We start from the raw sequence: 22301 nt of genomic DNA, 5'->3' as shown, positions 1-22301 counted from the left end.
GATGCAATATCGGAATCAGACCCTTGAACCCCTCATCACCTAGAATTAAACCAGTCCAACTTTCGGGGGCCAGTTCAGACCCCGCCCGCTGGCGGGTTCTTATTATTGTGCTGGTCACGGTGTTCATGTCACTGATTAGCGTGTCCATCGTGAATGTGGCGCTGCCGTCGATTCAGTCTGGGCTTGGTGCCACGGATTCGGATGTGCAATGGGTGCTGTCTGGTTATGCGCTTACCTTCGGCGTGGTCCTCGTCGCCGCAGGGCGCGCCGGCGATCTCGTGGGGCGCGGGGGCATCTTCCTGCTCGGCATCGCCGTCTACACCATCAGCGCCGCCGTGACGGGTTTCGCGCCGAATGCGCATTCTCTAAACATCGCGCGTTTTGTGCAGGGTGTTGGCGCCGGATTGCTGAACCCTCAGGGAGTGGGAATGATTCAGCAATACTTCCGCGGGGAAGAGCGCGGCCGCGCCTTTGGATACTTTGGCGCCACCGTGGGAATCGCGGTGGCTATCGGCCCGGTACTGGGTGGCTTCCTCATCAAGATCGGCGGCCCTGACCACGGGTGGCGGCTGACCATGCTGGTCAATGCGCCTATCGGCCTGCTGGCCATCATCTTAGGCCTCATGTGGTTCCCACGCCCGCTATTTTCCCGCGTCCGCGATGCCGCGGGCAATAAGCTGGGAATCTTCAAGGCGCTGGCCACCCTGGATCCCATCGGCGCGCTCATTCTCGGCGCCGCAGTATGGTGCATCCTCTTCCCCTTCATGGACTCCACCGGTTCCCCGGCCGTGTGGTGGCTGCTTCTCGCGGGTGCCGTGCTCATTGGTGTGTGGGTGCTGTGGGAGCGCCACCACAAGGCTACCGGCCATCCGCCGATGGTGGATCTCAATATCTTTGCCACCTCGAGCTTCCGCAATGGCACCATCATCGCCACGTTGTGGTTTATGGGCATTACCAGCATCTGGGTGCTCGTGGCGTTGTACTTCCAAAATGGCCTGGGTTACTCCGCGCTCGCGGCCGGCTCGGTGGGCATTCCGTCCGCACTCCTCAACTCCATTACCGCCACCATCGCTGGCCGCAAAATCTCGCGGTATGGGCGCATAGTGGTCATCATCGGCATGCTGACTACCATCTTCGGACTCTTCACCACGGTGGTCTTTATTTGGGGCACCACGCATTGGGGAATGAACGAATGGTGGCTCATCCTTTCCTTGGCATTTATTGGGCTCGGCCAGGGTGCCGTGGTCTCCCCTAACCAAACCCTGACCTTGGCACAGGTCCCAGACAACTACGCCGGTTCCTCCGGCGCGGTCCTGCAAACCGGCCAGCGCATCGGCACCGCCATCGGCCTGGCCGTCATTACCGCCATCGTCTTTGCCATGCTCCAAAGCACCTCCGGAGATTGGCCCGTATCCATCATGACCGGTTTCGGTGTCATCATCGCCGTTTGCCTGGTGTCCTTGAGCTTTGGGTTTGCGGATCAGCGCGCTTCCCGCAGCTAATACCTCTCCCCATAGTTAGAGCCCACCGTGGATAGTTCCACGGTGGGCTCTGGCTTTTCCCCAGCTCCTATACGCAGAGGACTAAGCCAGCGGTTTAGATATCCAGGAAGCGGACATCCTTCGCGCGGCGGGTAATGAAGGAGCGGCGAGCGGCCACGTCATCTCCCATGAGGATGGAAAACAGCTCATCGGCACGCTGCGCGTCTTCCAGATCCACGCGGCGCAACAGGCGCGTGGAGGGATCCAGGGTGGTCTCCCAGAGCTCGGAGGCGTTCATCTCGCCCAAGCCCTTGTAGCGCTGGATGCCGTCATCCTTGTTGATCTTGCGGTTTTGCTCCAGGCCTTCTGCCAACAGCTTATCGCGCTCATCATCAGAGAAGGCGTAGCCCGGCGTACCCTTGGACCACTTCAGCTTGTAGAGCGGCGGGTTAGCCAAGTACACGTGGCCATCCTCAACCAGCTGCGGCATAAAGCGGAAGAGCAAGGTCAACAGCAGCGTGGCGATGTGCTGGCCGTCCACGTCGGCATCGGCCATCAGCACGATCTTGTCGTACCGCAACTTCTTGATATCGAATTCCTCGTGGATGCCAGTACCCAACGCGGTGATGATGGCTTGGACCTCGGCATTTTTTAAGACTTTATCCATGCGGGCCTTTTCCACGTTCAGGATCTTGCCGCGCAAGGGCAAGATGGCCTGAAACATAGAGTCACGGCCGGCCTTCGCGGAACCGCCCGCGGAGTCACCCTCCACGATATAAAGCTCCGAACTCCGCGGATCCTTAGAACGGCAATCCGCAAGCTTGCCGGGCAGTCCGCCCAGATCGGTGGCGGACTTGCGGCGCACCATCTCGCGCGCCTTACGCGCTGCCATGCGGGCATGCGCCGAGGAGACGGCCTTATTGATAATGGCCTTTGCCTCTGCCGGGTTGGCATCAAACCAGTCATTGACGTACTCGTTGACCGAGCGCTGCACAAAGCCCTTGATCTCGGAGTTGCCCAGCTTGGTCTTGGTCTGGCCCTCGAACTGCGGATCACCCACCTTGACCGAAATGACGGCGGCCAAACCTTCGCGACAGTCATCACCGGAAAGGTTGCCGTCCTTGTCCTTGATGAGCTTGTGCTCCTTGGCATAGCGGTTCATCAAGGAGGTCAGGGCTGCGCGGAAGCCCTCTTCGTGCGTGCCGCCCTCGTGAGTATTGATGGTATTGGCAAAGGTGTGCACGGACTGCTTGTAGCCCTGGTTCCACTGCAAGGCCACCTCGACCTCGTGGTCCTCGCCTTTTGACTCGAAGGACACGATGGTGGGGTGAATAGCGTTCTTGGACTTATTGAGGAATTTTACGTAGTCCGTCAGGCCCTCCGGGTAGTGGAAGGTGATCTTCTTGCGGCGCTTCTTATCGGCCTTGGTGACGTTCTTGGAATCGTCTTCCTCGTTAAAGGTATCGCCGGCATCAGGAACATCATCAAACGACGTCTCATCCGCACTCGCCTCACCGGATTCCGCATCCGCGATTTCCTCGAGCTCGATCTGCTCTTGGGTCACGCGCTCATCAATAAGCTCGATGGTCAGGCCCTTGTTCAGGAAGGCCATCTCCTGCAGGCGGCGCGCAATGGTGTCGTAGTCGAACTCGGTGGTTTCAAAGATCTCCGGATCCGCCCAGAAACGAATCTTGGTACCAGTGCCGCGGGCGTTGCCGCCTTCCACAAGGTCATCCGGGATGGCGTTCTGGAAGTTTTGGTACCAGTGCTTGCCCTCACGCTTGATCTCCGCCTCCACGCGGGTAGACAGGGCGTTGACCACGGAAATACCGACGCCGTGCAAGCCGCCGGAAACGGCATAGGAATCGGAGTCGAATTTACCGCCGGCGTGCAGCTGCGTCATGACCACCTGGACGGTCGGCGCACCAGAGGCGTGCATCTCCACAGGGATGCCGCGGCCATTATCGATGACCTCGACGCCGCCGTCTTCCAAAAGCTTGACGGTGACCTTATCCGCGAAGCCTGCCATGGCCTCATCAACGGAGTTATCAACAATCTCCCAGATAAGGTGGTGCAAACCGCGCGATCCGGTGGAACCGATGTACATACCGGGGCGCTTGCGGACGGCCTCTAGACCTTCCAGGATCGTAATTGATCCAGCATCATATGCGTGTTCTTCAGCCACGGATTCGTGCTCTCCTTTTGGCTATAGCTAATTCTAAGACTTTCACTATTCTACACGCATACCCCCTACTGAATGACACCCCACACGGGCCAGAGGTAGCTATGTGGCGCGCTCTGTAGTTATTTATCTTTTAAAGGGCAGAGCTAACCTGCTCCTATTAGCCACTTATCAGCCGTAGGTATCTTGCGAACCTTGCGGTTTTACCCACTGCCGACCCTCGTAATTGCGCTGCTGCCGCGGGCCGTGGATGCGCAGCTCAGCAATGACATCGGGGCCGAGCCGGTCCGCAATTTTCCGCAGGATTTTCCGCTGCAGGTAGCGCAGTTCCGTGGCCCAGGTGGAGTTATCGCAGGAAATGTAGACGATCTTGTCCTTGATTTTCTGCGGCTGCGTATGGGCGGCAATGCGCTCGCCCACCAGGTTTTCCCAATTTCCCATGACCCAGCCGTGCGCTAATTCATGCTTCCAGCCGCGGTGGGAAATCTCCTTTTTAATCTGTGCACCCAGGCTCGGCACATCAATCTTTCGCCGCGGCCTCCTGCCATCGGCGCCGGTAGGCCTGCCCACCTGGTAGCCGCGATAGTTCTGCGGCTGGGCATCCGCCAAGGATGGCACCGGCATCTTCGGCACTGGGCGCGTAAGCTTTGGCGGATTCTTCGAGGTAGAGCGCACCAACCGGAAGTATTGGGTGACGGGATCCGTGCGTTGCCTGCCGGTTTCCCCTTCTTCCTCACTCATGCTTCTTCCTCGCTATCCTCTCCTGCTGTTGCTTCCGTGTGCAGGGTGGAAATGCGCCCCTGGTCCGTATCTTCTACTCCTACCCGGTAACGCACGATGGGCTCCAGGTTATCCGGTAAATCCTCATCCACCGCGGCGGTGATAAGCACCTGTTCTGCCGTGGCGGCCAGGTGAACCAGCTGGGTGCGGCGCTTGGCATCGAGCTCGGCAAAGACATCATCCAAGATGAGGACCGGATCTGATCCCCCTTCTTGGCGCAGGAGCTCAAACTCCGCCAGGCGCAGGGCGATGGCATAGGACCAGGTTTCGCCGTGGCTGGCAAAACCCTTGGCCGGCTGATCCCCCAGGTGGAGCACGAGATCATCACGGTGCGGGCCCACCAGTGAGATGCCGCGCTCGATCTCGCGCTGCCGGGCAGAGGCCAGCTCGGTCAGCATGACGGCCTCCAGCACCTCGCGGTCAGAGGTATCAATGGTGGATTTATACTCCACGTGCGCAGGCCGCGACTCCGGCGCGAGGCCGGCATAGGCGGCGGGAATGTGGTCCAAGAGGGCATCGACAAGCGCAAGGCGCGCCGCAATGACCTGTGCACCTAAGCGCGCGAGCTGGGCATCCCACGTATCCAGCGTCGATAGCGCCGAGGCGCCGTCGCTATCGCCGTAGCCGCGCCGCAAGCTTGCCGATGCCGACTTCAACAACGCATTGCGCTGCTTTAATACCTTGTCATAATCCGCCTTAACCCCAGCTAGGCGCGGGGTCCGCGAGGCGATGATGCTATCGAGATACGCGCGGCGCCCCGCGGGCTCACCGCGCACCAAGGCTAAATCCTCAGGGGAAAACAGCACCGTTTTCACCACGCCGAGTAACTCGCGCGGGCTGCGCAGCCTAGTGCGGTTAATCTGCGCCTGATTGGCGGCATGTGGTTTGACCAGCAAGTGGGTAGTTAATTCACGCCCCTGGTTGACGGCAGTAAGGGACACCCGGGCACTCTGCGCACCCTGGCGCACCAGCGGCGAATCATGGGAGACGCGGTGGGAAGACAGGTGAGCGGTATAGCCCACGGCTTCCACGATATTGGTCTTGCCAAAGCCATTGCGGCCCACGAACAGAGTGATCCCCGGGCCCAGCTCAAGTTTTAGTTCGGGCCATGAGCGAAAATCCCGAACATCGAGATCCCTTATAAACATTAACCTGGCAGGCGAACCGGCATTAAGAGGTAGGTGAAGTTGGTCTGCGGCGTTGGGAAATTGCCATCCTCATCGGCTTCCGGCAGCTCTTCTGGCTCCGGGATCATGATGGCGGGGCGGGAAGGCTCCGTGAACCCGAAGACCACGCGATCGGTGTTGATGACAGCAAGGCCATCCTTCAAATAGCCCGGGTTGAAGGCGATCAAGAATTCATCGCGGCCGTGGAATGCGCACGGCAGCGTCTCGGTGGCATTACCGGCATCGGCGCCGGCGGACAGGGTGACCTGGCCATCGGCAAATTCCATGCGGATCTGCGCATTGCGGTCCGTCAACAAGGAAACGCGGCGAATGGCTTCTTGCAGCGGCGCCACCTCAACCGAGGCAATATTCGTGTGGGACTTGGGAAGCAAGGGCTGGACGTTTGGGAAATCCGCATCCAGCATGCGCGTGGTGGTTTCGCGGTTATCCGCATGCAGGCCAAATAGGCCATCGGCGCCGATATTATCGCCGGAGCCCACCGCGATCTCAATGGGAATATTCAAATGTGGATCCAGGCTGCGCCCGGTATCTTGCAGGGTCTTTGCCGGAACCAGGAGCTTAGCCTCAACGTCCTCAGCCGCCGGCTCCCACTCCAGGGTGCGCATGGCCAAACGGAAACGGTCCGTAGCCGTCATCTCAATATCCTTGCCGTGGATATCCATGTGCACGCCAGTGAGCATGGGCAGGGTGTCATCCTTGCCGGCCGCGGCCGCAACCTGCTGGATCGCCTCTGCGAATAGCTGCGGTTGGATCGTTCCGGTGACCTCAGGCAGGACCGGCAATTGCGGGTAATCATCGAGCGGGATGAGAGGTAGCTCAAAGCGGGAGGAACCACAAGCAACCAAAGCCTTGGAATCTACCTGGGAGATCTCCACTTCCTTATTGGGCAAGGTAGCCACGATATCTGAGAGCAATTTACCGGCGACGGCGATTTGGCCGGGCTCATCCACCATGCCCGCGATGCGCACCCGGGTAGAAACCTCGTAATCAAAGCCGGTGAACTCTAAGCCGTTGTCATCAGCGGTGATGAGCATCGCGCGCAGCACGGGCTGGGTGACCTTGGAAGGCAGGCTGCGGGCAACCCACGCTACGGCGTTGGCAAGGTCATCTTTGGCAACGCGAAATGACACGGCTTCATCCATGGTGCGAAGAGCTCCTCTTAGGCGGGGTAGGAATGTGTAACTTTCAAAAGCTGGCTTCCAACTTACCGCATCCGGTGAACCTTGTAATTTTCCCTCCGCCCGTCCGAGCCAGCGCCGCGTGCTCGGGACCGGGCACAATTTCACACATCCCCTTTCTACTTACAAGATCAGAGAAATAATTTAGTAGTAGTAATAAGCGCTGTGGGATCTGTGATCAACGGGGTAAATGACAAGTTCAGCGCGGCGATCCGGGGTGTGCCAATTCTTGTGATCTTGCTGTGATCAACTGGCCCGGAGTGTGGATAAATATGCGGGTCATCGTTTTATCCACAGTCTTTAGTAGTTATCCACGGATCTGCACACAGTGCTGATCACAGGGGCGTCTGTGCTGGATAGGGCCTGTGGAATTTAAAACTGTGAGCAAAATCTACAAATTACATCCGTGAAATTACACAGGTGTGGATAACTCTGTGGATAGCTGTTTATATGACCCTTACTGGGACAAAAGCGCTGGTAGATGGATGTGGAAGGTGGGGGCATCGGCAAGCGCACCGCCTGCTTACAAAAATGGCGCCTTCCTGTTATTCAAGGAAGACGCCACCGGGTGGTTGTGTTTTTCTCTAGCCGCGACCGCGATTCTTGATGCGCTGGGTCAGGGACTGAATCTCGTCGTAGGTATTGCGCTTTTCCGTCATCTCTTTGCGGATCTTGCGATCGGCATAGATCACCGTGGTGTGGTCCTTGCCGCCGAATTGCTCGCCAATCTTGGGCAGCGAAAGCTCGGTCAATTCGCGGCAGAGGTACATGGCCAGCTGGCGGGCGTGGGCCACCGCGCGCTTCTTGCCGGCACCGCGCAGGGTTTCAACATCAATATCGAAGTATTCCGCGGTGACTTCCATGATGGAGGCTGCGGTAATTTGCCGATCAGCAGAATCCGGCGCAAGATCGCGCAACGCAATTTCTGCCATTTCCACGTTGATCGGCTCATTGACTAAGGACGAGTAGGCGGATACGCGAATGAGCGCGCCCTCAAGCTCGCGGATGGAGGATTCGAAGCGCGAGGCAATGAGTTCCAGGACGGAACGATCCACTTCAGTGCCATCGGCGGCGGCCTTCTTCATCAAAATGGCAATGCGGGTTTCCAGATCGGGCGGTTGAATATCCGTAATCAACCCACCCTCAAAGCGGGTGCGCAGGCGATCCTCCAGCGTGGTGAGCTGTTTTGGTGGGCGGTCCGAGGACAAAATGATCTGTTTATTGGCCTGGTGCAGCGCATTGAAGGTGTGGAAGAACTCCTCCTGCGTGGATTCCTTGCCCTCTAAGAACTGGATATCATCCACCATCAAAATATCGAGGTTGCGGTAGCGCCGCTTGAAGGATTCCTGGCGGTCATCGCGCAAGGAATTAATATAATCATTCGTAAATTCTTCCGAGGACACGTATTTCACACGCAGCCCTGGGTGCAGCACCTGTGCGTAGTTGCCGGCGGCATGCAAAAGGTGCGTTTTACCCAGACCAGAACCACCCCAAATAAACAATGGGTTATAGGCGCGGGCGGGATTTTCCGCCACCGCCACCGCCGCGCCATTGGCAAAACGATTCGATGAACCGATGACGAAGCTTTCAAAAGTGTGCTTCGGGTTCAGCGAGGTCTCCCGATTGGGATCGTGCGCCGGGGCCTCCCGCGGAATGCGCGCGGCATTCGCAGATCCGCCGAACTCTGGTTGCTGGCGGTTATAGTCCTGCTGGCCGGTGTAGTGCTCCGCCAATTCATCCAGGCTTGCCGGGGCATGGCTGGACCGCCAATTAGGCGGGGTCTGACCTGCGGTGGGGTTGTGGTTTCCGCGGGCTGCCGACGCATCCGTTTGCTGGGGGCGAGAGACGTAATTTTGCGCGGAAGAAGAATCATTCTGCGCCGGCGGCATGTATTGTGCCTGCGGGTTGGGCTGGGAGGAAGGAGCCTGCGTGCTTGCCGATGCCCCTCCTGGTGCCGGTTGCGAATTCGACGGGTTGGCAGGTGGTTGTGGCTCCTGCGGGGTAGCTAAGGTAACGGCGAAGGAACACGGGCGGCCGAGGTGGCGGGTAAGGGCCTTGGAGATGTATCCGCCGAGCTCATTTTCTACAACTTCTTTGGCGTTGACATTTTCCGCTGCGACAAGCGTGTAGCCTTCCACCATCATGATCGGGCGAACCAACTGCAGGTAAAGGCGTTGTGTATGCGAAAAGCTCGGGACCTCAGAGTTGGGTTGCTCGGATTGCGCGAGCAGATCATCGACGATCGCGCGCCAGACAGCTTCTAGGTTCGCTTGTGGTTCAGTCACAACGGGCTACCTTCAATAATTCTCTCGGGGACGGGTGGACAGTAAATAACAAATTCCACGGTGGATTCCACCGCGGTTTTCACAGTGGTTTTTATCGAGTCACCTCGATCTCCACAGAGTTATCCACAGGTGTGGAAGAAATAGTTATTCACAGCTTAGTGCATGGCTGTGGATAACTTGTGATAGACCACTTTATAGCTTTGTACTGCGGAAATACTAAAACTCTCAAGTGGTTATTTAGAGTTATCCACAACGGTTTGCTAGCTGTGGAATTCGATTACTTAGTTCTACCGCCGCGAAGGCGGGTGTGTCTAACGGAAGATTTATACTTAAAATGCAAGCGGCTATGGACCATCGCGACGCGCTGGATTAGCCGCAGGATGAGCGCCAAAACTGGCCTTCTAGCTGCAGGAAAAAACACTTATGTAATTTCGGGTGTACCCGAGTGTCGATTTGTTTCCAGCGGTTTAAATCACGTAATCTGGCATGGTCTATTGCAACAGAGAGTTGCGCGTGAACAGGACAGCGTCACTTCGCATTGGCAGGGCTTACCAGAGCTCGCCGAGCGTTTGGATAACAGTGACGCGTCAGGTTCATGGAATCCATTCATCAGTGGATGTGCTGCCGTTTTGTGGCGGCAGTATGTCCACGTACAACTTCAAGGAGAATTGACGTGGCAAAGGGTAAGCGCACGTTCCAGCCGAACAACCGTCGCCGTGCACGTAAGCACGGTTTCCGTACTCGCATGAGCACCCGCTCCGGTCGTGCAATCGTGGCCGCTCGCCGCAAGAAGGGCCGCGCAAAGCTGTCCGCATAAGTCATGCTGCCAGCCCAACACAAGCTCACATCGCCGCCGCAATTTCGGCGGACGATGAAGGGCAGTCGCCGGCAGGGCACTCGCACCGTCGTCGTGCATGCGCGCGATACTATGAGTGCGAATTCCAATGGCACCATGGGCAATCCGGCCGAGATCGCGGCCACTGGGCCGCGATTCGGCCTCATTGTTTCTAAAGCCGTCGGGAATGCAGTGGTACGCCACCGCACCTCCCGGCGGCTTCGCCATGTGTGCATGACGCTCATCCCCAAGCTCCCCGCGGGCGTGGATGTTGTGATTCGTGCGCTACCTGCAAGCGCGAGCGCTACCAGTGAGCAATTAGAAAAAGATATTACTAAGGCGCTGCGCAAGCAATGGGATATCTAAATACCCGTGGGGAAGAAATTCCTGCAGCCTCCGGACTGGCCGCACCGCTGGTTAAAGCGGTTCGTTTCTACCAAAAACATGTCTCGGGCCTTAAGATGGTATCAACCTGTCGGTTCGAACCGACATGCAGTGCTTATGCCTTAGAGGCGTTGTCCAGACACGGCGCGTTTAAAGGTACGGCGATGGCAATGGCTAGGGTGTGCAAATGTGGGCCCTGGCATCCGGGCGGATTCGATCCAGTCCCGGTACCGGTCACCAACAACAACTGAGGATTAAACACTCGTGCTTAATTTCATTTACTGGCCAATTTCGGCCGTTTTATGGTTCTGGCACTGGCTGCTATCCCTCGTAATGGATCCCGCCTGGGGCATTACGTGGATTTTGGCCATCGTGCTGCTGACCTGGACGCTGAAGGCGCTCATGGTCAAGCCCACCGTGAGCCAGATTCGCTCTTCGCGCAAGATGCAGGAAATCCAGCCCAAGGTGCAGGAAATCCGCGCGAAGTACGGCAACGATCAGGCTCGAGCCGCGCAGGAAATGCAGAAGGTCTATAAGGAATCTGGCGTTCGCCCGATGGCCGGCTGCCTTCCGGTCTTGGTGCAGATTCCAATGTTCATTGGTCTTTTCCACGTGCTGCGCTCGTTCGACCGCACGGTTGCTGTAGCCGGCGGCATTGGACACCCCAGCGGCGAACCGATGTCCATTGAGGCCAACGCCAATACCGCGAACTACATCTTTAAACCGGAGCTCGTCCAGCAGTTCTTGGATGCCAAGATCTTTGGCGTTCCGCTGGTTACGAACCTGCGCCTGAACTCGCCCCTGGTGGAAGGCGTTACCACTACCACCCAGGCGGCGTTCATCATTGTGCCGATGATTGCCGTCATTGTGGTGCTGATGCACTTTAACGCGCGCATGAGCCTGAACCGCCAAGAAAAGCGCCGCGCCCAGGGCAAGACCTCGGCTCCGCAGGGTCAGAATGCAGAAATGATGCAGCAGCAGATGGCCATGATGTCCAAGATGATGCTGTGGGTCATGCCCGCAATGCTGATCTTCTCCGGCTTCATCTGGCCCATCGGTTTGCTGTTCTACATGCTGTCCAACACCGTGTGGACCTTCTTCCAGACCCGCATCATCTACGGCAAGATGGACCGCGAAGAAGAAGAGGAAGAGGCCGCTAAGATTGAGGCTAAGCGCACTACCGCTCCAAAGCCTGGCGCTCGTAAGAAAGACAACCGCACGAAGAAACAGCGGAAGAACGACAACTAAACAGCTACTGAGGAGATTCTCATAGTGTCCGAGATGGACCCGTCTGCAGTATTTGGCTCTCGCCTGCCGCTTGCGCAGGAATACCACGATTCGCTCGCTACAGACGGGTCCACTCGTGGTTTTATCGGCCCGCGCGAGGTACCGCGCCTATGGGAGCGCCACATCTTAAACTGCGCAGTTATTGAACAAGTCATTCCGGAAGGCGCCACGGTTATCGATGTCGGCTCTGGCGCCGGATTGCCCGGCATTCCGCTGGCCATCGCTCGCCCAGACCTGCACATCACGCTCATTGAGCCGCTTTTGAAGCGCTATAACTACCTCAACGAGGTAACCGAAAAGCTGGGGTTAGATAATGTCACCGTGCTGCGCGGGCGCGCCGAAGAAGGTCCCATTAAAAAGGCAGTGGCCGGCGCGGACGTCGTGACCTCCCGCGCAGTAGCTCCCCTGGGAAAACTGGCAAAGTGGTCGCTTCCCCTAGTGCGCAAAGGCGGGGAAATGATTGCGCTGAAAGGTTCTTCTGTACACGAAGAGTTGGAGCGCGATGCCGCAGATATTAAGAAGGCCGGCGGCGGAAAGGCCGAGGTCACGACCGTTCACGGAACCACGATTATCCGTGTCCCGCGCGTGAACTAAAGTAGACGGCATGACTAATCCGCGCCTTATCACCATTGCTAACCAGAAGGGCGGCGTAGGTAAAACCACCTCCGCCGCCAACTTGGCCGCAGCCCTTGCTACTGAAGGCAAGAAGGTATTGGTCATTGACCTTGACCCCCAGGGAAACGCATCGACCGCCATGGGCGCGGAACATAGCTCAGGAACCGATTCCAGCTATGAATTGCTCTTGGGCGATTGCACTGCGGAAAAGGCTATGCAGGCTTCCCCGCATAATTCCAACCTTTATTGCATCCCCGCGACCATCGATCTTGCCGGCGCGGAAATTGAGATGGTGTCCCTCGTCCGCCGCGAATTTCGGCTTTACGATGCCCTCCATAACGGGTTCCTAGAAGAACACGGCTTTGAATACGTCTTTATTGATTGCCCGCCATCTTTGGGTTTGCTGACAATCAATGCCATGACATGTGCAGAAGAAGTCATCATCCCTATCCAGTGTGAGTACTACGCACTGGAGGGCGTGGGCCAGTTACTGGGCAATATCACGATGATTCGCGAACACCTCAATGAAGATCTGCATATCTCTGCGGTGCTCCTTACCATGTATGATGCACGTACACGTTTGGCCGAGGATGTGGCCGATAACGTCCGCGAGCAATTTGGCGCCGTTGTCATGGGCAACGTCATCCCGCGTTCAGTGCGCGTCTCAGAGGCGCCTGGTTACGGGACTACGGTCATTGATTACGCCCCTTCGTCCACCGGCGCACGGGCGTACCTCGCTGCGGCTCGCGAGCTCAACAGGCGCGGTGATTATCGCCCGCATCCCACCACGGGAGCGATTGGCGTGAGCCCCGAAATTTATGCGGAATTGGAAGGATAGGATTTCATGGCAGAACAAAAGCAAGGTGGCCTAGGCAAAGGCCTAGCCGCTCTCATCCCGTCCGGCCCCGACGCACCCACCCGCAAACCACGGCTGGGTGATTCCGCCGCAGATATTATCCTGGGAAATTCCACGGGAAGTAATGAGCGCAAGGCGCGCGGCGAGAAGCGCGTAAAGGGCGCTCCCACCATCCAACAGGGCTCTGGGTCCAAGTCCTCCAAGAAGCGGCAAGCTACGCCTGCAGCAATCGGTGCGACTTACCGCGAGATTTCCGTGGGGGACATCGTCCCCAACCCCAAACAGCCGCGCACCGTTTTTGATGAGGATGAGCTCAGCGAGCTGGTTCACTCCATCCGCGAGTTCGGCCTCCTACAGCCGGTCGTGGTCCGCCCCTCCGAGGAAGGCGGATTCGAGCTCATCATGGGTGAGCGTCGTTGGCGCGCCTCCTCCAAGGCTGGCTTGGCCACTATCCCGGCCATCGTGCGCGACACCAAAGACGACAATCTGCTGCGCGATGCCCTGCTGGAAAACATCCACCGCGTTCAGCTCAACCCTTTGGAAGAGGCACACGCTTATCAGCAGCTTCTAGAAGAGTTTGAAGTAACCCAGAACGAATTAGCGGACCGCATTGGCCGTTCGCGCCCGCAGGTGACCAATATGCTCCGCCTGCTACGGTTGCCGGTGGATGTGCAGAAGCGAGTTGCCGCAGGCACCCTCTCGGCCGGTCACGCGCGCGCTATCTTGGGCCTCGACGATAAGGAAGCGATGGACTACATCGCGGACCGGGTAATTTCGGAGGGCTTGTCCGTGCGTGCCACCGAGGAAGCCGTGACGCTATATAAGCGCGACGGGAAACCCGCAGAGAATAAGAAGAAGTCCCAAGTACCACAGCCGCAATTTTTCACCGACTCGGCCGAGCGCCTCTCGGATCGCTTCGATACTAAGGTCACCGTGACCATGGGCAAGCGCAAGGGCAAAATGGTCGTAGAGTTCGGCGACCAAGAAGATTTCGAGCGCATCATGGCGCTGATGGAGCGGGATAAATAACCTGCTCCTGTGGCAGGTTCCCCAGCTGCCTGCCACATTCGCAAAGTTAGTGCCCTCCTCTTTAGAGCGAGGGCACTATTTTTTAGAAAAGATGAAGTGGCCCTTGGCTTGTTCTTCCTCATGTTCGGCGCCCAGCGGAATGCCCTTGCGCTCGCGCAGGAGTAGGGCTGCAATAAATCCGACGATGCTTGCGGAGACAAGATATACGGATACCGCAAAGGTCGTGCCCGTTGCTTCTACCAACGAGGCCGCGATCATCGGGGCGAAGGCACCGCCGAGAACGGAGCCGATGGCATAGGTAATCGATACGCCCGAAGCGCGAATGGATGCTGGGAAAAGCTCTGTATACATGGCAGATTGCGCACCATAGGTTAAGCCGAGCCCAACCGTCAGGAAGATGAGGGCGGAATAAAGCAATCCCAGGGACGCCGTATTAACCAGCGGGAAAAGGGCCGCAGCGCCGATCGCTTGAATGACAAATCCGACGAGATACGTCGTGCGGCGCCCGATATAATCCGATAACCAGCCAGCGAAAAGCGTAAAGATGAGCCACGTGAAGGCCGATAGCGTGACGGCATTGAGGACATCGCCACGCGCGAGCGAGACCGGACCCTCGGGGTTGGTGGCGTAATTTTGGATATAGCCACCGGTGGTCATATAGCCCACGGTGCCGTTACCTGCAAAAACTAGGGCCGCGACGAGGACAAGCGGAAAATAGCGCTTGAACAAGATACCAATGGGGTTTGCCGCCTCGCGTTTCTTATTATCTGAGATCTCTTGAAAGACCGGTGACTCATCCACGCCGATGCGGATGGCATAGCCAATGATGACTAGGACGAAGGAAAGCAAGAACGGCACGCGCCAACCCCATTCAAGGAAGGCATCCCCTGGGGCGATGATATTCATGATGGAAAGCACGCCAGAGGACATCAGCAGGCCGATGGGGACTCCGATCTGTGGCCCAGCGCCAAAGAGGCCGCGCTTATCGTTGGGAGCGTGTTCAACTGCAAGCAGTACCGCGGAACCCCATTCTCCCCCGGCAGAGATGCCTTGAATGATGCGGAGGAAAATCAACAGGATGGGAGCCCATACTCCCGCCGTATCGTAGGTAGGCAGGAGGCCAATTAAAGTGGTGGCCCCACCCATGGCAAAAAGGGTGACCATGAGGACGAGGCGGCGGCCAAGACGGTCACCAAAATGGCCCGCTAGGAAGGCGCCAAGTGGGCGAAAAAGGAAGGATAGGCCCACGGAGGCGAAGGAGACGATGCTGGCTACCCCACCTTCTAAGGGGCCGAACATTACCTGGTTAAAAACTAGGCCGGCGACGGCGGCATAGAGAAAGTAGTCGTACCATTCAATCGCGGTTCCGATTGTGGTGGCAGCTACTACGCGGCGCGTTTCTTTTCTGGAAATTGGGGCGGAGGTTGAGCTGCCCATTATAGGAATCCATTCAATTAGTAGATATCAATAGCTTGGACTGATACTAATCGAATGAATTCTATTGGTGCAAGATAACGCAGTTAATCTTGCGCAGCGGCCAGTGATTAAGTCCGCTCTGTGCGCTCCAGCTTGTGCAGGCTAAGCCTGCTCCGCTTGAAGAAGCTCGGAGAATTTGTAGGTACCGGTAATGGCGGTGTCCTGCTCCATGAGGTACATGCGCTTGACGGCGATAACGATTGCTTCTGCAATATCGTCACGGCGCTTCGGGTTGGTAAGAATTTTGACGTCCTCAGGATTGGTGAGGTAACCCAAAAAGATCTGAACAACCGGCATCTGCGTCAGGCGCAAAAGATCCCAGGTGCGGCCGTGGTTAGAACAGTCCTGCAGATCGGTGCGCGCCACGATTTCACGCTGGATGAAGCCGGAAAGGGTTTCACCAATGAGTGAGGAGTTTCCGGATTCGGAACCAAAGTAGAACGTGGCTACGCCGTGGGCCTTCTCGTTGGGATAAGAATCGCACGCCAAAGAGATGACCATATCGGCATCAAAGGCATTGGCTAGCTCGGCACGGGATTGCACGTCCGCATCATCGGTGCGGGGGCGCGAAATAATGGTTTCCATGCCGGCGGCGATCATTCGGCCTTCGATGCGTTGGGTGAGATCCCAGAGGATTTCTTGCTCAGAAATATCACCAAAACGGCCCTTGACCGTGAAGCCGGAGTCCCGGCCACTTAGTGCAGGGTCAATGACCACGCGCTTGCCCGCTAGCTTTGGCCCGGCATTGCGCACACGCTCGCGCTCCAAAATATTGTGCGCCGAACCGCCGGTGATGCGGCGGCCAAGCAAGCTGAGTGCGCGAATGGTAGCCGGTCCACACACGCCATCTTCCTGCAGCCCGCAATTGTGCTGGTATTCGGTTAAGGCAGCGTGGGTATTGCGGCCAAAATGACCATCGACGCGATCCTGATAGAAACCGAGCTCTTGCAGTTGTTGCTGCAATTGCGAAATGTCATCGCCCACCAATGGATTGGTGGGTTCATAGCTCAATACGCGGCTGCCCAGGGTATAAGAGGCTTGGCGCAATTCGCGCAGGGTCAGATCGTCGATCTCTCCCGTTGGGAGGATGCCGCGCGATTGCTGGAATGCCTTGAGCACTTCAGCGAGATCGGCATCAAAGGTCTTATCAGTCTCGGAGTACTTCTGCTTTTTCCAGGCAGATAGTTCGCCCGTGAAATCTGATAAGAGGCCAAGGCGAGCCAAGGTGGCGCGAGCTTCAGCTACGCGCACACTTGAATCACCAACCCGAAGAACGCGATTCACGCCTTTCACCCCTTCCACGGCCTAGGACTTTAGGCCGCATGGCAGATTTCCTACTCGGTAACTTTAGTAACAAGAGTAACAGCTATAGCTGCTTTTTCACTTGCGCCACGATGTCATCTTTAGAACGCAGGCCCACAAACTCGTCGACCTTTTCGCCATTGTTGAAAATCAATACATTTGGAATGGACATGATTTGGAACATGGCGCCGAGGTTTCGTTCTTCATCGACGTTGACCTGGGCGATGGTGACTTCACCGTCGAGCTCATCTGCTACCTCTTCCAAGATCGGAGACAGCTTCTTGCATGGCCCGCACCATTCCGCCCAGAAGTCCACGACGACGGGTTTATCCGCCTCGATGACATCAGAACGGAATGTTTCAGTGGTTACCTTTTTGACGTTACTCATACTGAATCTAACGGTTTGCAGCCAAGAATTGTTCCGCATCCATGGCAGCGCGGCAGCCGGAACCTGCAGCGGTGATGGCCTGCTGATAATGGTCATCTACCAAGTCACCGCAAGCGAAAACGCCAGGCAGAGAGGTCTTAGTAGAGGGCTGATCAACCTCAACGTAACCATTGTCATTGAGCTTGACCTGGCCGTTGAGGAAGGACGAACGCGGATCGTGGCCAATGGCAACGAACATGGCAGTCACGTCCAAGGTGGAGGTTTCCCCAGTCTCAACGTCCTTGAGCTCTAGGCCACCGACCTTGCCGTCATCTTCAAGCACGCGCTCGACAACCTTATTGGTTTCCCACTTAATCTGCTCGTTGTCCTGGGCACGGTCCAACATGATCTTGGAGGCGCGGAAGTTTTCGGAGCGGTTGACAATGGTGACAGACTCCGCGAACTTGGTCAGGAAGGTAGCTTCCTCCATAGCGGAATCGCCGCCGCCAATGACGGCGATATTGTGGCCCTTGAAGAAGAAGCCATCGCACGTAGCGCAGGTAGAAACACCGCGGCCGGAGAGCTCTTCTTCGCCGGGAATACCAAGGTGGCGCGGTGCGGCGCCGGTGGCGAGGATTACCGTGCGGGCTTCAAAAACCTCGTCACCTACGTGGAGCTTTTTAATATCGCCCTCCAACTCGACGGAGTCGACGACTTCCATGCGCAGATCCGCACCAAAGCGGATTGATTGTGCGCGCATTTCTTCCATGAGCTCTGGGCCCATGATGCCCTTTTGGAAGCCTGGGTAGTTCTCCACCTCGGTGGTGTTCATTAATTCGCCACCGTATTCAAATCCCTCGAATACAATGGGGCTGAGTTCAGCACGAGCGGCATAAAGCGCGGCGGTATAACCGGCAGGTCCGGAACCTACGATGGCAACATCGTGGACGGTCATTGCTAACTCCCTAAAATCACAGTGTCATTTTGCGTAACGTCAAGAGTCTACCCGCCAGATTGCGAATCGTTCATATTGCAAAGGCTAGCGGCTGCGAAATTGATGCAAGAATGATGCGATATCGAGATGTAGCGCAGCACCTAAGTTTTCTGACCTGGGCCGCGCAACTAGCCGATGGCTTCGCGCAGTACCTCCCGGGCGCGTGCCCGGCGAGATTTAACGGTCCCAGGCTTTACGCCCTGGGCGGTGGCGACCTCGTTGACGCGAAATCCGGCGACATCGGTAAGCATGAGTGCTTCGCGCTGATCTTGCCTTAAAAGTTCCATGGCCTCGCGGACGACGAGTTGTTCCGCCAGATTTTCGGATGGGTTGTGTGCCAGCAGCGGATTGCGATCATCGGCAAAATCATCGCTATCGAGCGAGGCGTTTTCCCTATTAGCCCGGTGATTTAAATAGTCGTAGCCGGTGTTTTTCACCAGGCGGTGTAGCCACGTGCTTAAGGCCGATTCCCGCCGGTAGTTATGCAGATTGCAGCTAGCGCGCAGGAAGGCTTCTTGCACGACATCCTGCGCATCGTATTCATTCCTTGTATACCGCCGCGCCACGGTGGTCAGCCGCTTGCGGTGGCGTTCCACGATGGCGGAAAAGGCTTTATTATCCCCCTCGATAAAAGCATCAACTAATTCTTCGTCGCTGTGGTCAGGACTTAATGGCATCTGTAGATTCCCCCCGGATCAACAAGTGTTAAAGCAATTGTGACCCGAGGAGAACGCCGGCGCTAACCGGCGGCGGTACAGTTTATTGACCTTCTATTGTTGGGCGCGCACACGCAGGGTGCGGCGCAGGTGGTCGCGGCACTCCAGAAGCACGCGACGCAGCGCACCCGGCAGATCCTTGTGCAGGAGATCCGTGGTAGCGGACTCCGCCATGGAAGATTCCGGGTAGAGGCCGCGGATCAGCCGGTTGGCTATCTCTATCGGGTGGTTATCCCAGATGTCTTCGACGCGGCGGAAGAACTCTTCGGCGAAATCTTCTTGCAGCTTTGCCGAGCGTGGGGCATTGAAGCCTGCCAGCAGGGCATCGACCTCCGCATTGGAATATTCCTCTGGCGTCAGCGCGCTATCGAAGGCGGCCCGCTTGGTCTCCGGCGTGGGGAAGGCGTGGCTAGCGCCCAAGAATTCGGCGGCGCCGGTCAGCGTATTATCGCGCTGCTTTTCTGCTTTCAGCTCAGCCAGTTCGACGGCGTCGCGGGCGGCCAGGGCGCGCAGGATGGACCAGCGGATTTGCGGATCGAGGCGCAGGCCCTCCACCGTGCCAGCGAGCAGGTCACGCAGGCGCTCGGTTCCGGAGGCCTTAGGCGTTGCGGCCAGCGCGGCAATGGCGGTGCGGGCCAGAATGAGCTGCGCATCGGAGCCTGGATCCGCAGTGCCGAGCTGTTCCCACAGCGCATCGGCGAATTCGGCGCGCACCTGTTCGCGGCGGTCTTCGGCCACATAGTGCTGGATGGCAAAGTGCGCATTGCCGTAGGCGGTGGTCAGCAGCGTGGCATTGGTCTCTGCGGGCGCGTGCTTGGCGACGACCCCCACGTACTCCTCCGCAGTCCACTCCCCGTCCCTGGTGAGGTTCCACAGCGAGGTCCAGATGACCGCGCGGCTGAGCCCATCCTGGACCTCGGAGAGGTGATCTTTGATGGTGGCAAGCGAAGCATCGTCGAAACGGACCTTGGTGTAGGTGTGGTCGGCATCGTTAAGCAGCAGCAATGCCGGGGCCTTCTCCCCCGCTGCCTCATCCACGATGGTGCGGTGACCACCGGTGGGAAGGTCGATGTCGAACTCGCGGTACTTGTTCAGGCGGGCATCAAAAAGCGCCACGCTCAGGCGGTGCGGGCGGGTCGTATCCTCGGCCTCGGCGTTCACCGCGAGCTCGGTAATCTTCTCTCCCTCCGTGTGCAGCTCCGGGGTGAGGGTGTCCGGACCCCAGGTGCGCAGCCACGCCTTTGACCAGGAATCGAGGTCACGGTCAGTGTGCTTTTTCAGGGCCGTGAGCAGGTCATCGAAGGTGGCCGCGGCAAACGCATGCTCCTGGAAGTAATCCCGCGCACCCGCGTAAAAGTGATCGCGTCCCACGTAGTGCACGAGCTGCTTGAGCACCGCCGCGCCCTTGGCATAGGTAATGCCATCGAAATTCTGGCGCGCGGCATCCACGTCTGGGATCTCGGCCTTGATGGGGTGTGTGGTGGGAAGCTGATCCTGCAGGTAAGCCCAGTTTTTGCGCTGGCCGGCGAAGTTGACCCAGGCCTCTTCGTAGGCGGTGGCGTGCACGGAGGCATCGGCGCCCATGAACTCGGCAAAGGACTCCTTGAGCCAGAGGTCGTCCCACCACTGCGGGGTGACAAGATCGCCGAACCACATGTGGGACATCTCGTGCAAAATGGTATTTGCGCGAGCGGCCTTCTGGCTGCGCGTGGCCTTAGAGCGGAAGATATAGCTTTCCGTGAAGGTCACCAGGCCCGGGTTCTCCATCGCGCCGAGGTTATATTCCGGAACGAAGATGGAATCGTACTTGCCCCAAGGGTAGGCAAAGCCGAAGTTCTCGTGGAAATAGTCCATGCCCTGCGCGGTAAGCTCCAGGATTTCCTCGTCTAAATACTCAAACATGGAGGCGCGGGCAAAGGCGCGCAGCTGCGCGGAGTGACCTCCATCCGGCGAGATCCAGGTGCGCTCCTGATACTTATATGGCCCAGCCGCAAAAGAGGTGAGGTATGTAGAAAGCGGCGGGGTGGGCGCAAAACGGACCGTAGCATTGTCCCCGTGCTCCTCGCGCTCAGCCTCCGGCTGGTTGGAGAGGATCTGCCAGTCCTTCGGCGCGGTCATGGTGACGTGGAACGGCGCCTTGAGGTCCGGCTGCTCAAAGCAGGGGAAGATGCGGCGGGCATCGGAAGGCTCGAGGTGCGAGTACAGATAGGTCGCGTCATCGGCCTGGTCGTGCATGCGGTGCAAACCCTGGCCCGTGCGCGAGTAGCGCGAGGCGCCAGTGACCTCAATCGTCAGCTCCTCCCCCACCGGTAGCCCGTGGAGGCGGATAAGGCTGCCATCAAAATCGACGTCCTGCGCCTGACCGTTAACCGTTACCTGCTCTACCGATTCTCCCAAGTAGTCCACGAAAAGCTCGGGCTCGGTGGTGGTGAGCTCTATGCGGCTCGTCGCGCCGAACGTGGGGCTTTCCTTCACCTGAGATAAGTCCAGGTGCAGGTGGTATGCCCACAGGTCTACTGCTGCGGCGCGCTCCTGAAGCAGCTCGTGCTGGGTTTTATCGCGTTGTGTCGTCATAGTTAGAAACTATAGTTACCGCAGTGAGAGATTTAACGAGATATCGGATGTGAAAACGATAAATGGAGTGTTGTGCTGCCGGGCTCAGCTCTCACTTTCCCGAGATTCGATAATCGCGATAGCAGCGAAAATAAGGTATACGATCAATAGCGAAAATAAGGTATACGATCAATGCGCCAGCCGTGGCATAGCTAAACGATGCCATTGCGGAACTTGAAAGGCTCTCCCTGAGCGCAAAGCCCACAGCTGACACAATCCCGAAAGTTATCGCAATGGAATCAACGGCAAGTGGAATCGTCGCCTTATAGTGATGAATCTGCCACGCGGTGACCGCCGTTCCACAAAGCAGGCCAATAATCGCAAATGCATTGTCTTGCATGTACATAGCCCACAGAGACGAGGAGAACGCTAATATCCCCAGCGATGCGTAGGTGAGGCCCCGTGAAGTAGTGGCCTTTTTCATGGTGTTCTCCTTGCGTCTCGTCCCGGCAATCAAGATCTGCTCGATCATTCGCGTAGGCGCAGACTCACACATCAAATCCGCGTACCTAAGGGAGGTGTACACCATCATTATTGCATGCTAGGAGCAGAGGAAGGGTGAGTTTGCTCTGGTATGGGCCCGTGCCACCCTAGCGCGGGCGCAGGCTTGAAAGCCTTGGGCAGGGAATATGACTAAAGCCCGCGGCCGGGCGGCGATGAACTGGCCCCCGAAAGTTGGACTGGTTTAATTCTAGGTGATGAGGGGTTCAAGGGTCTGATTCCGATATTGCATC

20 protein-coding genes are annotated in these 22301 nt (G+C 57.5%); 8 read left to right on the top strand and 12 right to left on the bottom strand.

Translation table 11 applies throughout. The annotated features are described in order from the left end of the window. Positions 1–23: 23 nt before the first annotated feature. The gene (locus ABRP66_RS10505) at positions 24–1502 is read left to right on the top strand and encodes an MFS transporter (protein ID WP_349838653.1); all 1479 of its coding nucleotides are present in this window, start codon (positions 24–26) and stop codon (positions 1500–1502) included. Positions 1503–1596: 94 nt separating this feature from the next. Here the strand turns inward: ABRP66_RS10505 and gyrB are convergent, their stop codons facing one another. From gyrB to dnaA, 5 genes are all read right to left on the bottom strand, one after another. After that, positions 1597–3666 carry a DNA topoisomerase (ATP-hydrolyzing) subunit B gene (gyrB, locus tag ABRP66_RS10500; RefSeq protein WP_284770780.1) on the bottom strand — a complete coding sequence of 690 codons (2070 nt, stop codon included), beginning with the start codon at positions 3664–3666 and terminating at the stop codon, positions 1597–1599. 168 nt (positions 3667–3834) lie between these two features. Continuing rightward, positions 3835–4404, bottom strand: coding sequence for a DciA family protein (locus ABRP66_RS10495; RefSeq protein ID WP_284783115.1), 570 nt, complete (start codon positions 4402–4404; stop codon positions 3835–3837). Beyond that, the gene (gene recF, locus ABRP66_RS10490; RefSeq protein WP_284783117.1) at positions 4401–5591 is read right to left on the bottom strand and encodes a DNA replication/repair protein RecF; all 1191 of its coding nucleotides are present in this window, start codon (positions 5589–5591) and stop codon (positions 4401–4403) included. The genes ABRP66_RS10495 and recF overlap by 4 nt, the downstream gene beginning before the upstream one ends. Further along, positions 5591–6772 (bottom strand): DNA polymerase III subunit beta, encoded by a 1182-nt coding sequence (gene dnaN / locus ABRP66_RS10485; protein WP_284770783.1) that lies wholly within the window; start codon positions 6770–6772, stop codon positions 5591–5593. The genes recF and dnaN overlap by 1 nt, the downstream gene beginning before the upstream one ends. 620 nt (positions 6773–7392) lie before the next feature. Continuing rightward, entirely contained in the window at positions 7393–9093 is a 1701-nt protein-coding gene (gene dnaA / locus ABRP66_RS10480) for a chromosomal replication initiator protein DnaA (protein ID WP_284770784.1), read from the bottom strand. A 673-nt stretch (positions 9094–9766) separates the two neighbouring features. On the opposite strand from dnaA, the gene rpmH reads away from it, so the two are divergent. Genes rpmH through ABRP66_RS10445 form a run of 7 tightly spaced genes read left to right on the top strand, consistent with a single transcriptional unit; the run spans position 9767 to position 14099 of the window. Then, positions 9767–9910 carry a 50S ribosomal protein L34 gene (gene rpmH, locus ABRP66_RS10475; protein ID WP_005275994.1) on the top strand — a complete coding sequence of 48 codons (144 nt, stop codon included), beginning with the start codon at positions 9767–9769 and terminating at the stop codon, positions 9908–9910. A 3-nt stretch (positions 9911–9913) separates the two neighbouring features. Beyond that, entirely contained in the window at positions 9914–10294 is a 381-nt protein-coding gene (gene rnpA / locus ABRP66_RS10470; RefSeq protein ID WP_284770785.1) for a ribonuclease P protein component, read from the top strand. Continuing rightward, positions 10282–10563 carry a membrane protein insertion efficiency factor YidD gene (gene yidD, locus ABRP66_RS10465; RefSeq protein WP_239269565.1) on the top strand — a complete coding sequence of 94 codons (282 nt, stop codon included), beginning with the start codon at positions 10282–10284 and terminating at the stop codon, positions 10561–10563. Before rnpA ends, yidD begins: the two co-directional genes overlap by 13 nt. A 13-nt stretch (positions 10564–10576) precedes the next feature. After that, positions 10577–11560 carry a membrane protein insertase YidC gene (gene yidC / locus ABRP66_RS10460; RefSeq protein ID WP_023024601.1) on the top strand — a complete coding sequence of 328 codons (984 nt, stop codon included), beginning with the start codon at positions 10577–10579 and terminating at the stop codon, positions 11558–11560. A gap of 33 nt (positions 11561–11593) precedes the next feature. After that, positions 11594–12193, top strand: a complete 600-nt coding sequence (gene rsmG / locus ABRP66_RS10455) for a 16S rRNA (guanine(527)-N(7))-methyltransferase RsmG (RefSeq protein ID WP_034659477.1) — start codon at positions 11594–11596, stop codon at positions 12191–12193. 10 nt (positions 12194–12203) lie between these two features. Beyond that, entirely contained in the window at positions 12204–13052 is an 849-nt protein-coding gene (locus tag ABRP66_RS10450; RefSeq protein WP_023024597.1) for a ParA family protein, read from the top strand. Positions 13053–13058: 6 nt separating this feature from the next. Next, entirely contained in the window at positions 13059–14099 is a 1041-nt protein-coding gene (locus tag ABRP66_RS10445; RefSeq protein WP_284770786.1) for a ParB/RepB/Spo0J family partition protein, read from the top strand. 75 nt (positions 14100–14174) lie between these two features. Here the strand turns inward: ABRP66_RS10445 and ABRP66_RS10440 are convergent, their stop codons facing one another. The 7 genes from ABRP66_RS10440 to ABRP66_RS10410 all read right to left on the bottom strand — a co-directional run bounded on the left by ABRP66_RS10440 (position 14175) and on the right by ABRP66_RS10410 (position 21991). Then, positions 14175–15536, bottom strand: a complete 1362-nt coding sequence (locus ABRP66_RS10440; RefSeq protein ID WP_284770787.1) for an MFS transporter — start codon at positions 15534–15536, stop codon at positions 14175–14177. 141 nt (positions 15537–15677) lie between these two features. Further along, the gene (locus ABRP66_RS10435) at positions 15678–16859 is read right to left on the bottom strand and encodes an N-acetylmuramoyl-L-alanine amidase (RefSeq protein WP_034659476.1); all 1182 of its coding nucleotides are present in this window, start codon (positions 16857–16859) and stop codon (positions 15678–15680) included. An 82-nt stretch (positions 16860–16941) separates the two neighbouring features. Further along, complete coding sequence (trxA, locus tag ABRP66_RS10430) at positions 16942–17265, bottom strand: thioredoxin (RefSeq protein ID WP_005280453.1); 324 nt, start codon at positions 17263–17265, stop codon at positions 16942–16944. A gap of 7 nt (positions 17266–17272) precedes the next feature. Continuing rightward, positions 17273–18199, bottom strand: coding sequence for a thioredoxin-disulfide reductase (trxB, locus tag ABRP66_RS10425; protein ID WP_284770789.1), 927 nt, complete (start codon positions 18197–18199; stop codon positions 17273–17275). A 167-nt stretch (positions 18200–18366) separates the two neighbouring features. Then, positions 18367–18915, bottom strand: a complete 549-nt coding sequence (locus ABRP66_RS10420; RefSeq protein ID WP_005275963.1) for an RNA polymerase sigma factor — start codon at positions 18913–18915, stop codon at positions 18367–18369. Positions 18916–19008: 93 nt separating this feature from the next. Beyond that, positions 19009–21528, bottom strand: a complete 2520-nt coding sequence (gene pepN / locus ABRP66_RS10415; protein WP_284770790.1) for an aminopeptidase N — start codon at positions 21526–21528, stop codon at positions 19009–19011. A gap of 91 nt (positions 21529–21619) precedes the next feature. After that, positions 21620–21991 (bottom strand): hypothetical protein, encoded by a 372-nt coding sequence (locus ABRP66_RS10410; RefSeq protein WP_284770791.1) that lies wholly within the window; start codon positions 21989–21991, stop codon positions 21620–21622. Positions 21992–22301: the final 310 nt, after the last annotated feature.

Origin of the sequence: Corynebacterium sp. KPL2680 (assembly GCF_040225675.1) — a bacterium.
Taxonomy (GTDB): Bacteria; Actinomycetota; Actinomycetes; order Mycobacteriales; family Mycobacteriaceae; genus Corynebacterium; species Corynebacterium rhinophilum.
Note: the sequence above shows the minus strand (reverse complement) of the source record. Positions and strands in the feature narration are given on the sequence as shown.